General features: G+C 43.8%; 13 protein-coding genes. 11 read left to right on the top strand and 2 right to left on the bottom strand.

Annotation, left to right across the window (positions count from 1 at the left end; translation table 11 throughout):
* Positions 1–282: 282 nt before the first annotated feature.
* The gene (locus SPB21_RS03075) at positions 283–1,266 is read right to left on the bottom strand and encodes a leucine-rich repeat domain-containing protein (RefSeq protein ID WP_163671484.1); all 984 of its coding nucleotides are present in this window, start codon (positions 1,264–1,266) and stop codon (positions 283–285) included.
* Positions 1,267–1,723: 457 nt separating this feature from the next.
* On the opposite strand from SPB21_RS03075, the gene SPB21_RS03070 reads away from it, so the two are divergent.
* From SPB21_RS03070 to SPB21_RS03040, 7 genes are all read left to right on the top strand, one after another.
* On the top strand, positions 1,724–1,870 hold the full coding sequence (locus SPB21_RS03070) for a hypothetical protein (protein ID WP_163671483.1): 147 nt from the start codon (positions 1,724–1,726) through the stop codon (positions 1,868–1,870).
* Between the two features lie 144 nt (positions 1,871–2,014).
* Positions 2,015–2,845: a DUF2262 domain-containing protein gene (locus SPB21_RS03065; RefSeq protein ID WP_163671482.1), complete on the top strand. Its 831-nt coding sequence runs from the start codon at positions 2,015–2,017 to the stop codon at positions 2,843–2,845.
* A gap of 54 nt (positions 2,846–2,899) precedes the next feature.
* Positions 2,900–3,559 (top strand): hypothetical protein, encoded by a 660-nt coding sequence (locus SPB21_RS03060; RefSeq protein ID WP_499865441.1) that lies wholly within the window; start codon positions 2,900–2,902, stop codon positions 3,557–3,559.
* A gap of 840 nt (positions 3,560–4,399) precedes the next feature.
* Entirely contained in the window at positions 4,400–6,115 is a 1,716-nt protein-coding gene (locus tag SPB21_RS03055) for a tyrosinase family protein (RefSeq protein ID WP_499865439.1), read from the top strand.
* 218 nt (positions 6,116–6,333) lie between these two features.
* A complete protein-coding gene (locus SPB21_RS03050; RefSeq protein WP_499865437.1) occupies positions 6,334–7,467 on the top strand; it encodes a phosphatidylserine decarboxylase in 1,134 nt (377 codons plus the stop codon).
* 73 nt (positions 7,468–7,540) lie between these two features.
* Positions 7,541–10,015 (top strand): multicopper oxidase domain-containing protein, encoded by a 2,475-nt coding sequence (locus SPB21_RS03045; protein ID WP_499865435.1) that lies wholly within the window; start codon positions 7,541–7,543, stop codon positions 10,013–10,015.
* 244 nt (positions 10,016–10,259) lie between these two features.
* Positions 10,260–10,637 (top strand): PH domain-containing protein, encoded by a 378-nt coding sequence (locus tag SPB21_RS03040; protein WP_163700454.1) that lies wholly within the window; start codon positions 10,260–10,262, stop codon positions 10,635–10,637.
* A 157-nt stretch (positions 10,638–10,794) separates the two neighbouring features.
* Here the strand turns inward: SPB21_RS03040 and SPB21_RS03035 are convergent, their stop codons facing one another.
* The gene (locus tag SPB21_RS03035; RefSeq protein ID WP_163700457.1) at positions 10,795–11,034 is read right to left on the bottom strand and encodes a hypothetical protein; all 240 of its coding nucleotides are present in this window, start codon (positions 11,032–11,034) and stop codon (positions 10,795–10,797) included.
* Between the two features lie 512 nt (positions 11,035–11,546).
* Here SPB21_RS03035 and SPB21_RS03030 point away from each other — a divergent pair.
* The 4 genes from SPB21_RS03030 (at position 11,547) to SPB21_RS03015 (ending at position 14,745) form a co-directional block, all read left to right on the top strand.
* Positions 11,547–12,332, top strand: a complete 786-nt coding sequence (locus SPB21_RS03030; protein WP_163700460.1) for a hypothetical protein — start codon at positions 11,547–11,549, stop codon at positions 12,330–12,332.
* Between the two features lie 81 nt (positions 12,333–12,413).
* The gene (locus SPB21_RS03025) at positions 12,414–13,286 is read left to right on the top strand and encodes an AraC family transcriptional regulator (protein WP_499865434.1); all 873 of its coding nucleotides are present in this window, start codon (positions 12,414–12,416) and stop codon (positions 13,284–13,286) included.
* Positions 13,287–13,314: 28 nt separating this feature from the next.
* Positions 13,315–14,247, top strand: coding sequence for a DMT family transporter (locus SPB21_RS03020; protein WP_499865433.1), 933 nt, complete (start codon positions 13,315–13,317; stop codon positions 14,245–14,247).
* 132 nt (positions 14,248–14,379) lie between these two features.
* Entirely contained in the window at positions 14,380–14,745 is a 366-nt protein-coding gene (locus SPB21_RS03015; protein ID WP_163700468.1) for an SH3 domain-containing protein, read from the top strand.
* Positions 14,746–14,802: the final 57 nt, after the last annotated feature.

The raw sequence follows: 14,802 nt of genomic DNA, 5'->3' as shown, positions 1-14,802 counted from the left end.
ACTATTTATCCAGAAAACCATGAGGAATGACTGGACTCTCTTCCTCGCACTAATCAGACGGGTAAATGCCCTCTGCAATAAACTGATGCACACTGGAATATTTCCACTCTTGTGGCCTCTTACACAATCCATGATGGGATAGATCGCTTACACAAGCTTCTGTACAATCTCTATAGTTCCGAATTCTTTAGCTAAATTCTCAAGCGAAGCTGTTCCCCCTGCTAACTCTGGTTAGACATAGACAGAATAATCAAACCGCTAAATTTACCAAGTTTAGCAAAATCAAAAATCATCGTATGACCCTAAAAGAACTACACCTTCAGGAAAGGTATAGTCAGCAGAGTTATAATCATCTAAAGGGTTATCTCTAAGATCAAGCTCTTCCAAACTTGTAAGTTGATTAATACTCTGAGGAATATTTCTTAATTGGTTCCAACCCAATATCAGGCCAGTTAAGTTGCTAAGCTGAGCAATCTCACTAGGTATTGATTGAAGATTATTACCCAACAGATCAAGATGAACCAATTTGTTAAGTTGGCAAATTGATAATGGCAATGATTTGATCTTATTAATTCCTATGTACAGAGCCTCTAGAGCTCTCATGTCCGATATCTCTGCAGGTACGGCGTCTAATTGATTATCCTCAAGCCTTAAGTACTTCAAAGATTGCAGTTTCGTAACGCTAATGGGAAACTTAACAAAAAAGTTCTTGCTAAGGTTTAAGTCCTCAAGGGCATCATTCTCATCTATTTCAATAGGCAGTTTTTTGAGACGATTATCATCCAGTAGAAGAATTTTGAGGGATTTCAATTGAAGAACTTCTGAAGATACTACGCAAATTCGATTAAAAGAAAGATTAAGCCATTCCAACCCCTCTAAACTAGACTTGTCTAGATCGATTACAGTGAGCCTATTTCTAGAAACATCTAATTCCTTTAATCTAATTAAACTTGAAATCTCTTTTGGAAACAGTTTGAAATCATTATTGGTCAAAAAAGCTCTTTCAAGCTGCTTTAATTGAGAAAAGGAATGTGGTAGATGTGCTATTCTGTTGGAACTTAAATTGATTTCCTCTAAGCTACTTAAATTACCTATCTCTAATGGCAGTTCTACTAAATGATTAGACGAGAGATTGAGTTTTATGAGCTGATTAAGCTCACCTATGTTAGAGGGCAACTCGTCTATCCGTTTGCCTGATAGGTCGAGACTCTTTGTGCCATTACGGGCAGCTTGTTCTAGAACTTCAATTAACTCTGACTTCTCCAAAGCTCCTTTTTCACCATTAATAAACTACATACTGTTAGAGAAATCTGGGTCAAATAAAGAAGTAGGACATGAACCGTTCTCAATGCAGAATCGCTCTAACTCGCGAGCATACTCTTCTTCAGTATTACAGTCATCGAAGTCGCATGGGAAAATTGGCGTCATCATCTGGCAACGTTAAGAGGCGATGAAAATGTTCCGGCAATAATACAATAGCCTCGATTGAAAATGGATGGTGTTTTTTAACGGTAATGAAGGCGTCTCGAAGTGCTCGACGTACCATATTACGACATAATCAAGGAACCCGTTGATAGGTGACTTGGGTGATAAAGTAGGTACCTCCAGCCATGTAGGGACGACGGTAATTTAGCATCTTGAGAGCGACAGTGATTATGTTCACTAGGGTGCCCAAGATGGAGTGGTGTTCCCGAAGGCGGTGCGTTCCAATTCTGGGAGAAGTATGAAAAATGTCTGTAGTCAGGAACGCACCCTACGCTTGCTTCAAGGAAATCCATCTGAAATCTTTGATCTGCTAAAGCTTAAAATTTTTCGAGAAAATTATTATAGTGGTCAAGGTCCTAACGACAGCGAAGAAGGATCGCCTTAAAGTAATCAAATCAATGTAAGAAAATAGAGTTATTTTGGTAATTGGCATCGGTTAACATTGCGTTGGTGCGGCGGAGCAAAGATCATCAACTACAATTCAAGATGCTGACCGCCGCACAATTCCAACGTTATGTGACAAAGGCATATGGATGACATCTTCGCAGATGCAAACCGCCGAGAAGACCAACTCTACAATGAACTCGCAGCTAGCCCCGTTAGCGAGTTGACCGGCGTTGTCAGCTCTAATGGCGTCGGTGCTGGAAAATCCGGTGGACAAGAACTTTGGTCGTTGCTACTCACCTTCGATGCGTGGCGCGTTGGCTCAGACCCGGTCCGAACTGAGTCCCTCACGCTTCGCCGTCGAGTCACCGATGTCGAACTTCGGACGTTTCAAGCTTTAATAGATGCAGAAACGATAATCAGAATTAGGGCTCGCATCGCCGAGAACAATGTACTTGGTAGCCCCCAGGGGCAGCTTGAAGAATTCATTCAAGTTGATCTGGCAGACTCCGAGTTGCACACACATTTGGCCGAACTCCAGAAACCAGTAATACATCAAGACAAGCGATTTGGCACTCTTACGTTCGATCGACAGGTAAGCTGGTATTCCGGCAATGTGAAATGGCATGGTGAAGCCGTCGACTTGAATGTGAACGTTGAAGAAGCTGACGAACTCATTCCCGCACTCCATGTCGCCTACGCGCTCTGGGATGCCGAATCAGCTTGGAGTAAACGAGTCAGCGACTATGCTGTTGAAAAACTCTTGCCACTGAAGAACGACAACTGGCTTAGCGATGAAGAAATGGAATTATCACCAGAGAAATTCAAGAAGAAAATGATTTTGCAGGCTATCTCTGTCTATCCGGATGGCGAATTTGAATTCTGGCACGACGATGGTGATTTATTCTGGGGGCACTCAATCCAGATATCGGGCAACCTGACCGATGGGCTAACCCATGCTGACATTCCCGGATAGTCACATAAGACAGACGTTAGGTGTCTTGAGTTACTGGTTAAGACGTAGCATAAAATGGCTCCTCAGAGCCTAGTGACAGGTCATCTTGGTATGCGAAGGATACGAGATATTGAGATTACTGCTCAAGGAGTGAAAAGTTACTTCATCGACTGGGAAGAGGGATTTTTTACAGGCAACTGTTGCCAGGGAATTGAGTTAATAGAGACTGAGCAAGGACTGACATTTACGCTTGATGTACCTGGAACTTTGCGAGTCGCTTGTACTTCGCTCGAAATCTTGCAGCACCCGGACAGGAAAGAGATTGTTCAACCTTGGTTTAGCTCTACTGATTTCTCTGCTTATGCTGTATTGCAGAAATTACCAACCCCGGAAGATTGGATGAATCACTTTCACGAACAAGGCTGGGATGTAGTTTGGCGTTATTACCATAGTAATGAACAAGCATTGGATCGAGTCCCAAATGATTACACAGGATGGTTCCTTCAGCTTCGTTCTCGCTTAGATGAAAATCCACAAGGTTTATTTTTTAAGCACTGTCAGTTAGAAGGAGAGAAATTTTCACTGAGCTTGTATAATGATGCCCCTGCCATACAAAGGTTGTGGGTTGAGGCAGGAAAGTATGTTGCAAATTTCCCAAAAGTATCGGTTTGGTGCGGCAACACTATTATGAACCAAACAGAGTGGCTTGCCCATCTCGCGCAATTCGACACCTAATATAGGATCTGAGGTGGACGCGGACGCTTATTCACTGGGCGTCGTTCGGTATTTTAGCTGCGCCGCTAAGTTCGAACATGTTAGGCAATGTCGGAAGTTCCACAAAATAGTCGGACCTGAGAGCAGTATTCTCCTTAAGCGCAACAAAGCCGTCTATATCGAGATACCTAAAGTCGCCTGCACGAGCCTAAAATCGCGATCGCACCGCTTGTGGGTGTCGACCCCAGAGCCATCATCGCTTCTACTGCGAAATACCCGGCAACAGCGATGCGGGTCGGCTTAACTGGCACATCCGTTGAACCCTCAACCAATGCTAATGCAAACTCACTATTCTGTTCCCGTCACCCAAGGAGCATATTCTATGGTGTTAGTGCCTTAGCAAGAGACAATCAAAGCATCTGGCATTGAACCAGCCAAAAATATAAATCGTTTGCTTGTAGCATGGATCGACTTATATATAATAGGCATAGATATACACAATCCAACGAGCGTCATCCGTAAACGATTATAAGTGAGCAGAGTATCTCTTTGTAAGGAATACTACAAATACAAATTTTGCCTTAATTGGCTTAAAGGAGCGGTTATCAAAGCTCAAGATAGCTTTATCACCCCTTTTTTGTTGATGCTCGTTATGAATATTTGTTTCAAAAAGAACCCGAAATCGTCGCTCTCTGAATAAATTTACAATAATTTATCGTACTACATCTGGCAAAGCCGATAAAATTCGTCTATGCGGACGAAATCACCCTCCATTATGGATGGATAGAATTTTCACAACGTAAAGTGCTGCTTTTCGACAATAGCCTTTGTAATGTATTTTACATGGAGTTGAATCGATCTATGCACAATGATTACCCAACTCGTTATTCTGTGCGTGAGCTAGAACGATTACATGCTCGTGGTAATAAAAAGCCGCTTGAGGATTTGATGCGTGCCTGGAAAGGTATCAAAGAACTTCCCCCGGATGACCTGGACTCATTTTTTCGGATTGGGGGATATCATGGTGAACCCTTTATTTATCGACCTTGGGTTGATAAATTATCAGAAATCGATACTTATGTTTACTGGGGTGGATATTGTAATCATGGCAATGTTTTGTTTCCCACATGGCATCGAGTCTATGTCTATCGTCTAGAACAAGCGTTACAACGTATTGTTCCAGGCGTAATGATGGCGTACTGGGACGAAACTAGCGTAGAATCTCTGGCTGAGGGCATCCCCCATTCCCTTACTGCTGAGAAGTTTACTTTTAGCGATGATGACTATAACGGAGAGTTAAAAGGTAAAACCATTGATAACCCTCTTCGCTCATTTGTTTTGCCTGTTGCAGTCTCTGATGAAATGAATGTCCCTAGTCAAGGAGATATCAATCATCAGTATGCAAAACCCAAAGGCTATGAAACAGTTCGCTACCCGTTATCTGGCCTAGTGGGGACGCCAGAAGCTCGGCAGGCTACTAAAGCCCACAATGATCAGTATCCTGATCCAATCGGTCGGACCCAAAAACTCAACGAAAATGTAATCCAGTGGCTAATCGGAAAACCCCCGACAGAAGTAACTCAAATGCCACCTGGGCAGCTTCCAAAAAAGTTGGATGATGAGCCACAACCAGCAGAGGAATTTAGCATTTTTCTCAGGTATCTCAGATGTTTGGATGCTCCAAACTATACTGTTTTTTCCAACACGACATCCGCGGCGGCATGGAATCATGGTTCAGAACAGGCAGATATTGCGATTCCATTAGAAGATCCCCATAACGATGTTCATCTTGCTGTGGGAGGCTTTGATCTAATCATTGAGGGAAAAGAAGATCAAGATGGACTATTAGCAGGCGCAAATGGTGACATGGGCGAAAATAATACGGCTGCCCTAGATCCAATTTTCTTCTTCCATCACTGCAATGTTGATCGTATGTTTTGGGTATGGCAAAAGAAACAACAGCAACAGCAAAAACTTGAAGTTATTGCCCAGTATTCTGGCACTAGTTCAACCGATTCACAGGGACCGACGCCTGGTTTTGCTCCGAATTCCAGCCTTGATCTGAACTCGCCGCTTCACCCATTTACTAAGACTATAGATGGTATGGAGGTTCCGTATACATCTGAAGACTGCATTGATATTGAAAACCAGCTTAACTTTACCTACAGTATTGGGTCGCTTGATCCAGATGGTGAAGAGATGTTTCAAGCAGAGAAAGCAAGCCATGACGATCGGTTTAGCTCAAAAACGTTGGTGGTTACAAAAATTGACCGGGCCTTATTTCAGGGGTCGTTTGTCTTAAGAGCCTATGCAGAAGTTGGAGACGAGACCTACTACCTGGGGCACCATTCTGTTCTCAGTCGTCGGAATGTGGTGAAGTGTGCCAATTGCCTGACCCACTTGGAAGTGAATGCGTTTTTCCCCTTGAGCAATGTCCCGGCAGAAATTGTGGATAGTGGGCCCATGAACTCTGCAGAAGCTACAGATAGTGATCCCATTCACTATAAAGTACAAATTCATCATCGGGGTGAAAAGTTACATCCGAACTTGGACATTGCCTTCCATATAAAAGGCTAGTGACTTTTGCAAACTAGAATTCAGGGTAAATCTATTCAGGGTTTACCCTAATTAACTTGTGATGCGGAAAGATCGCTTATGGTGCTCTTTCTTCTAGCCTTTGAAATACTTCTGAAGTATTGTTCAGTTTCCTGCGTAAATCTCACACTTACTTATTGCAATTTCTTAATAAGGAGATACCTCTCATGAGTGCCGTTTATCCCCCACTGACTGAGAAGATGAAGCAGTTGATTGCTGAGTTGCGAGATATTGTTAGTAATCCTGTTGTAGAGGCAGCCTATAATGATGCGATCGCTAATGTGACTCCCCTCATTGAACCCACTGGAGAAAGGAACCCGTGGATTGGTCAAACTATTGATTACTTTGTTGAATATTTTGAGCAATGGTTTACTTTCTTACCACAGCCGAATGGTGGGCTTGGCAAGATTGTTCCCTTTACCTATTTTTATCGGAATAATGAAACCGCATTTTTCTTTCTCAATCAGTTGAAAAGTCGAAGGAAAAACGCACCGTATACTACTGAAATATTTAACTGGACGGTAAAGTTTATTCTTGCTCGTGGAGAGTTTATGGACTCTCCAGAATCTAAGCAGTACATCAAAGAATGGGAAGCGGCCCCCGCCACCCAAATACAGGACTTTATTATCCCAAAAGGTGGATATCAGTCTTTTAATCAGTTCTTTACAAGGGAATTAAATCCTGAGGTAAATGCTCGTCCGATTGCAGCATATGACGATGATTCCATATTAGTGGCTCCGGCTGATTCAGAAATCAATTTCATAGAGTCTGACTTGACCTTGACCACTGATCTTCGGGTTAAGACTAGAGAAATCAACGTTTTCGAACTTCTAAACAAGTCTCAATACGCTCAACATTTTGTTGGAGGAACTGCGGTTTCATGTGTATTGATGCCCAATAACTATCATCGATTTCACTCTCCTGTGGCTGGCAATATTGTTGAGTCGATGGATGTCCCTGGTATTTACAATGGCATTACGGATGGTGAACATTGGTTTAATCACTTCAACGTGGGTGAAAGCACAACGAATTTCAGTATTTTTGAAGATTTTCATCGTGCTTATTACATTATTGAAACCAAGAAATATGGTTATGTTGCATTAATCCCCGTGGGATTAAATACCATTAGTAGTATTAGTGCATCACTTGTCAACAATCAATCCACAATGGTCCCTCCTGACGCCTGTCCAGTAGCTGTTAAAAAAGGAGATGAGTTAGGGCACTTTGCCTATGGTGGCTCCCTGAATATTCTACTGTTTCAGTCAGGTGTATTTAATGCAATTTCGGTATTAATGGGACAGCGGTTAGGAAGTTTATCGTCGGTTAGCAACTGACAATTACAATGCATCTCTAAAAACAAGCACAAGCCTTTCAATTAAAGCAATGAAACATTTGCCTAGAGTTTTAATGACTCTCTTTTCGGTAGGCATATTTTGCTTATGCCTGAATAGTCCTGCATGGGCAACTACTGAGAGTAGTCCGTCATCCCAGTATTACAAACAGCCGTTAACGGCTCCTGCCCAAATCCAAACAAAACTGGGTGAAACAGGAATTGAAGCCACCATTTCAGTGGACTATAACATTCTAAATAATGCAGGTTATAAACCTGGTCATTCCTCTCTCAATCCTCATTCTACCATTGGTCCAGATGTGGTTTCCCTACGGAACTATACAATTCTGGATGTGGCTCAAGGAGAATTTACAGTTGCAAACCTGAAAAGTAAAATTCCAATCCTCAATAATAAAAAAACGTGGGTTACTGATTTGATTGGACCAACCCTTCGCGTCAAACCTGGAGATACTATCACCCTGCATCTGATCAATAACTTGCCTGATGATAGAGAGGCTGGCTATAAGCAATGGCTAGACCAAGGCTATCGGCAAATCAGCAAGAATCATCCTGAGATTACCTTTAATGAATATCGCCAATATCATACTCGCCAAGATTATTTTGATGAGGGAAATGTGTCATGTATTGGTAATGGTTTAGTGTCCAATGCCTCCTGTAACATGACGAATTTTCATACCCATGGTCTTCATGATTCACCGATGACTGTGCCAAAGATGAAGGCAGAATTAGCGGCTATAGGGCAAGCCCCTGACACCATTCCAGAGGAACTGAAATACTGGATTGGTGATGACGTGATTGATAGCCTGTTACCAGGAGGCAATCAATGGGATATCAAGATTAAAGTTCCACAGGAGCATCCGGCTGGAACATTCTGGTACCATCCCCACCAACATGGGACCACATCGGTGGATTTGGCCAGTGGCCTAGAAGGGGCCATCATCATTGATGATATCGGTCCAGAAATCCCTAATTTTAATCCGGATCAAATGGAGAAGAACGATGGGAAGAAGGTTAAATCGTTAGATGCCATTCTGGCCGATGCAGGAATTCATGATCGCCTCCTTATGTTTCAGCACCTGCCCTATGAGGCCCCTGATGGGAAAAGTGCTTGTATAACAACAACTCCTTGTGAAGTCGGTTGGGCCGAAAATGGAGCACAGGATGCCAACTTTGCAGGGCAAACCTTTACGGGGTATACGTTGGTGAATGGCCAAACCTATCCGTTAATTGAGATGGCTGCTGGTGAGATTGAACGGTGGCGTCTGATTAACGGAGGAGTAGCAGAACCACTTTCCCTATCTATTGTTCAATTAAGCACAAAAGGCATTGGTAGCCTAACAGGTACGCTTGATGCTCTGGTTGCACCTAATCGCCTTCCTTTTCTGACCAATACCAATACTAATCAGGTTGTTATTGGAACCGGGGCAACTACAGCAGATACATGGTTAGCCGATACCCGTAACTTTACGCCTCGCCAGGAAGATACAGGAATTAGCAGCTTACCGCTAAATATTATTGCCTATGATGGCATCACCACGGGGCAGATTGAGCGTCACACCACCTGTCCCGGTATTAGTGGGAGTTCCTATGCAAACTGCGTGACGATGGGGCCGGGAAATCGTGTGGATGCGCTAGTTCAATTTCCTACTCAAGGAACGTATTTGGTGCTCAAAAGCCCTAATTATAGGTATTTGAGCAATGCTGTTGCCGCCAGCACGGAAGACATTGCGGCAATTATAACGGTGCAGGGCCGAAACACCGATCAAGTGCTACCGCCAGAGAGTGAACTTCTGGCCTATGCCAATTATCAGTACTATCCGCCTGCCCCCAAAATGGCTACTGTATCTCCAACCGCTAAGTATGAAGGACACTTTATTTTCTTCCCAGCTGCAAAAACAGGGCCTGCTCCAACACATCCAGATGAGACACGGTACATTAACAATATTACCTTTGGCTTTGCCTTTAGTTGTACCGATGAGAGCAGGGACAAGAATAAGTGGTGCATGGCAACTGACTTTTCATCAGCGTCTGAACTCGAGTTTGATACCCCTGAAAAGGGGCTAGATTATGAGATCTTTACGGAAGATATGAGGCCGATTGTACTGACGAAAGAAGCATTGGGAGAATGGACTCTGAAGGTGGACGATAATGGTACGATTCAATCCGCCCATCCATTTCATATTCATACCAATCCATTTTATTTGAAGGAGATCAAAACCTGTGAGAAGGCTGTAACCACCATTAAAACGCTCAAAAACACTGCAGCCACCTATCAAAACACCTACGCAGATTGCACATCGACAACTCCTAATCGCTGGCAAGATACCCTACTGGTACAACCCAATCAGATTTCGACATTCCGCTATCAGCCTTTAGATTACGAGGGATCGTTTGTGTTTCACTGCCACTTTGTCGATCACGAAGATAATGGCATGATGCGTTGGGTCAAGGTCTGCGGTAAGGATAATATCCAATGTATTGAACAAGAAAAGTATGGGCTTTTGCCCGACTTTACTCCAGATGATCTGTAGGCTTGTTATTTGGATTAAATCTGTTGCTACAACTTTGTGGCTTTCACAATTTAGGAGTAGGTTTGTTTTGTTTTATACAGGTCGTGTCATGTTGGGTTGTAATAAATATAATCAAAATAGACTGTAAAATTATGCTCATTAACGTGCTGAGACGTACCATCGCTAATAACGGCAATATATCCCGCAAAAATCAATGACTGCCTATTTACACTGTCTATGCACATCAAGTAGAGAAAATTGAACTATGCTAGATGCCATTTTTGACAATGCTTCTGAAGCTGATTTAGGACTATTAGAACAAGAGCTTAGTAAAATACTTTTGAATGGCGAGAAAATCATTAAAGGTTTCAAATTGATGCGAGACTTCTTTGTTTTTACAGAGCATCGCTTGATCCTTGTCGATGTTCAAGGACTGACAGGTAAAAAGAAGGAGTATCACTCGCTACCCTATAAATCTATTACCCATTTTGCAGTGGAGACTGCTGGTGGTTTTGATCGAGATGCTGAAATGAAGATTTGGATTTCAGGTGAGTCATATCCCATTGAGCGAGAGTTCAAACGTAGTGAAGGAAAGATCTTTGAAGTTCAGAAAATTTTGGCACACTATGTATTAATGAATTAGTCAACCGATCAGGAAAGTTAGCAAGCGTAGCGTGACTAAAGCATCACCTCCTTCTATCCTTCTCTCTCTCTGCAAATAGATTCTTGAGAACGCACCATGTTCATGAATTCCTTGAAGGGTGTGGAGATCGCACCTGAGCAGATGCGATCGCTAAGCCCTAACTAATCTTCACCTTTTTGGTCAAAATCGCCATTACCTCATTGGGTCGCCCGGTGGGTAGCGGACGGCTCCAGTCGTTGGGCTCGGTGTAGTTGAGCTTATGCAGTAGTTTGATGGTGGTTTGCACAAAGGTCAAACTACCCAGCAGCAGATGCCGTCCGGTTTCATAGGAGGATTCTGGCAGTGGGGCAGGCTGACGGGTGAGCGCATCTGCGCCCTGGGTTGGGTCTTGAAACATGGTTCTGGTTCTCCAGAGAAACGACAAGGAAAGCCAGAACCTAATCTCTCAGCCCCCACAAGATGCATGGCAAATCGCAGGGGTTGAGGCATAATAAGCCCAGCCCAAAGATTGCTTAGGAATCTGCGGGTTAGCCATCGGTTAGGTGTGTCAGCACCTACCGATGGTGCCAAGGTATTAGGTTCTAGTAGAACAGCTGCACCAACAGCGCAGCATTGGGTAACTGTAGAACGGGCCTAAGGCTTTCGTCAAGCAGGCTGTAATAGGCTGTATCACTCTGTTATCAAAGCACTTAGGGGATACTTTTGCTCTGGAAAATGCTCATTTCACTGGTTTAACTGTCAAAAACGGCAGATATTGAATCCATCGATCAAGGATGTTCGAGATGACGTAGCCCCGTAAGCAATATATGTATCATCGGTTACGCATTTTTGTGGGCGTCTACAGTGCTTGACTGATAGATAGACTGGAAAAGTAGATCTAATATATTGTTAGCCAGACCAAGGAAGTGCATGGAAATTCGCCGCACCACTCTCCGTAATCGAATCGTCAGTGCCTTGAGCAATGCGTTAAGCACCCTGCCTTTTGTTCTGGCGGGCTGGGAAGGCGGGAGTGCCGCGTTCGATCTTGTGGATGAGTACTCCGATATCGATTTAAATTTCCTGTTGGATGGTGCAAACGCAGAAGAACCCTTTTACGCCGCTGTCCAGTTGGCCTTAGAAGAGGTATCGCCCGTAGTAGCTTGCCACTCCGAGCCTCCTGGCCGATACTTCAAGCTGGCTGCTAGCGGAGACTTTCTATTGGTGGATGTATGTGTTTTCCAGAAAGGAGACTACGTCGAGTATCTCGATCCTGAACGCCACGGGAAGTTGCAGCCACTCTTTGACAAAGGGGAGTGGCTACGGTTTAAGCCCTCAGAGAGGGACTCGCAGGAAACTCGCCGGGCCAAGCGCAGTCAAGACCTCGAAGAGTGGTTTTCCGTGAGTCAGAGTTTTGTCCAAAAGGCGATCGATCGCGGTCAAGAGGCAGAAGCCCTTGCCGCGTTTTGGGGGTACACGCTTAAGCCACTCGTGGAACTGCTTCGCATGCGATATTGTTCCACACGCTGGGACTTCGGGATGCGTTATCTTCAGCGAGATCTTCCAGGCCCCGTATACAATCAATTGCGAGACATCATGTTTGTAGGAGAACCTTCTGACCTAAAAGAACACCACGCGAAAGCGGTGGTTTGGGGGCAATTGCTACTTCAAGAATTGGAGCTATCCAGAGCAGGCGATCCGCCGCCGAAGGCTGGCTAACACTACGCTGCATGCAGGTGAGCTTGAACGTTATGCGGCCCAAATACATTGAAGTCATCCTAGTTTTTTCGTTAGCATCTCTTGTGGAATGGATTTGAAGAATTGAAGCCTAGGAAGCAAAACGAAAAAATCCATTTCTGGATAGATCCGCTGTTAGGCGATCTAGAACTACTACATGCAAAATATTTGACTCACTCTTTTGGCCGCCATGCTCACGAGGAGTTTGCGATTGGGGTTATCTATTCTGGAGTCCAGGCTTTAACCTATCGCCGCTCTGAACAATTATTAATGCCAAAGGGTAGTATCGCTGCGATTAACCCAGCAGAAATTCACACCGGCTATGCAGCTAATATTGAAGATGGTTGGGCGTATCGTATGCTGTATCCAGCTTCTGAGTTGTTGCAGCAGATTGCTGTTGAGATTACAGGCTTTGAGCATGATGTGCCTTTCTTTCCTACACCCGTAATTTTTGATCAGAGATTAGCGCATCAAATTTATCAGATGCATTGGGCTCTTGAAGATCCCCATACATCAGCCATAGAAAAAGAGACATATTTATACAATGTTTTATCCAAGCTGATTGTGCGTCATGCGGATAGACAGCCTTTGGTGCAGTTAGTGCCTAAAGATAATCGAACGGTGCAGCTCATTCGAGATTATTTAGAAAGTAATTATCAGCGTAATATTTCATTAACTGAACTATCCAACCTCACTACTCTGAGCAAATTTCATCTTTGCCGAACTTTTCAACAAGTGATGGGTTTACCACCCCATGCTTATCTTAATCTAATCCGTGTACAGCAAGCTAAACGGTTACTGAAATTAGGAATCCAAATTTCACAAGTTGCGCTAGATGTTGGGTTTTATGATCAAACCCATCTAACCAAACGATTTAAGGCATTTTTAGGCATTACTCCTCGTCAATATGCCATAGGCACCGCAAAAACGTACTAGAATCCTGATGCTCCTTTTATCTAGGCTTGTGGCTAGTCTTTCTATTGATTGCAACATGCCTACTGACTCACGTACCATAGGGCGTTTACCTATCTTCTACCTTGCCTATTTAGCCCTTGGCATTATCTGGGGGACTAACTTTCTCTACATGAAATGGGCAGCTCAGCTTATCACCCCTTCACAGATTGTTTTTCTGAGAGTACTTTTTGGCTTTTTCCCAGTGCTAATCTATGCCATCTTGCAGCAGCAAATTCGGCGATCACACTTGAAGTCAGCTCATCATTTTTTGGTGATGTCCCTACTAGCAACAACCCTTTACTTTTACTGTTTTGCTCAGGGGACAGCATTACTTAACTCTGGAATCGCTGGCGCACTGAGTGGTCTAATCCCCATTTTTTCGGCCATGACAGCAACACTATTTCTGAGAGAAGAAAAACTGTCTCGACTAAAAATGCTAGGCATTCTGGTCGGTTTTGCTGGCGTACTCATCATTGCCAGACCTTGGAGTACAGAAGATTCTATCATCAATATTTACGGTGTGCTTTTCATGATGCTGGGCTCGTTGAGTGTCGGCATCTCATTTATTTATGCGAAGAAATTTTTGACCGGAAAGCAGATATCACCTGCAGCACTCACGTCATATCAGATGTTATTTGCCTTGTTGAGCATGACACTAATAACAGACTTAGAGGGAGTGGCTCAAATACAGAGTGATGAAAAAGCGCTGATTGGTCTAGTTTTTGGGCTTGGTATTTTAGGAACTGGTGCAGCTTACATATTGTACTACATAATTGTAAACAATCTGGGGGCTATCACAGCATCTTCTGTTACCTACATTCCACCTATCGTAGCTTTATTCATTGGTTTCTTCATTGCTGGAGAAATTATTGTGCTTGCCGACTGGCTTGGCATGGCGATTATCCTGATTGGCGTTTACATTCTAAGATTAGGCACGAAATAAGTAGGTTGATAGATATCTCACTTTTCAAATGGGCCATAACACTACGCAGGAGCAGACAGATGACAAAATCTGTAAGTTGATATAAAGCATGAGCCGCCGCTCAGCTTCACATTAGCCCGCAAGAATACCCATATGAGAACCAAGAGATACCTCGTCACTCAAGACCATACGAGTGAGTACCCTGAGCCTATTACCTTCACGAAAGGTGCCCCTCTTACTGTCGGTGAGCGGTATGAGGGTTCGGAAGGCTGGAAGGACTGGTTTTTCTGCAGTACACCAGGGCAAGAAAGTGGCTGGGTTCCAGCTCAGATCATTGAAATCATTAACGGTAATACTGCCCGTGCTCGTGAAAACTACACGGCAAGAGAGCTGAGTGTACAAAAAGGAGATCTGCTTCTCGGTTCGAGAGCGCTGAACGGCTGGGTCTGGTGCGAGAATCCTGCCAGTTCGGAGTCCGGATGGGTTCCACTTTCAAACCTTCAGGAAGTAAATCAGTGACTTCTGTCCTGCCGTATTGGGCTAACAATCACTTCAACCGGACTGGCTTTGTCGCTG

It is taken from the genome of Leptothoe sp. ISB3NOV94-8A (assembly GCF_043421595.1).
In the GTDB taxonomy this organism is placed as follows: Bacteria; Cyanobacteriota; Cyanobacteriia; order Phormidesmidales; family Phormidesmidaceae; genus Leptothoe; species Leptothoe turfae.
The sequence above is the reverse complement of the archived record's forward strand: the minus strand, read 5'-3'. Positions and strand labels throughout refer to the sequence as shown.

What these genes read in the sequence shown, in the direction of transcription:
- SPB21_RS03055 (WP_499865439.1), top strand. Translation starts at nt 4,400, where the DNA reads ATGCACAATGATTACCCAACTCGTTATTCTGTGCGTGAGCTAGAACGA.
- SPB21_RS03060 (WP_499865441.1), top strand. Translation starts at nt 2,900, where the DNA reads ATGGCTCCTCAGAGCCTAGTGACAGGTCATCTTGGTATGCGAAGGATA.
- SPB21_RS03065 (WP_163671482.1), top strand. Translation starts at nt 2,015, where the DNA reads ATGGATGACATCTTCGCAGATGCAAACCGCCGAGAAGACCAACTCTAC.
- SPB21_RS03040 (WP_163700454.1), top strand. Translation starts at nt 10,260, where the DNA reads ATGCTAGATGCCATTTTTGACAATGCTTCTGAAGCTGATTTAGGACTA.
- SPB21_RS03045 (WP_499865435.1), top strand. Translation starts at nt 7,541, where the DNA reads ATGACTCTCTTTTCGGTAGGCATATTTTGCTTATGCCTGAATAGTCCT.
- SPB21_RS03070 (WP_163671483.1), top strand. Translation starts at nt 1,724, where the DNA reads ATGAAAAATGTCTGTAGTCAGGAACGCACCCTACGCTTGCTTCAAGGA.
- SPB21_RS03050 (WP_499865437.1), top strand. Translation starts at nt 6,334, where the DNA reads ATGAAGCAGTTGATTGCTGAGTTGCGAGATATTGTTAGTAATCCTGTT.
- SPB21_RS03015 (WP_163700468.1), top strand. Translation starts at nt 14,380, where the DNA reads ATGAGAACCAAGAGATACCTCGTCACTCAAGACCATACGAGTGAGTAC.
- SPB21_RS03030 (WP_163700460.1), top strand. Translation starts at nt 11,547, where the DNA reads ATGGAAATTCGCCGCACCACTCTCCGTAATCGAATCGTCAGTGCCTTG.
- SPB21_RS03035 (WP_163700457.1), bottom strand. Translation starts at nt 11,034, where the DNA reads ATGTTTCAAGACCCAACCCAGGGCGCAGATGCGCTCACCCGTCAGCCT.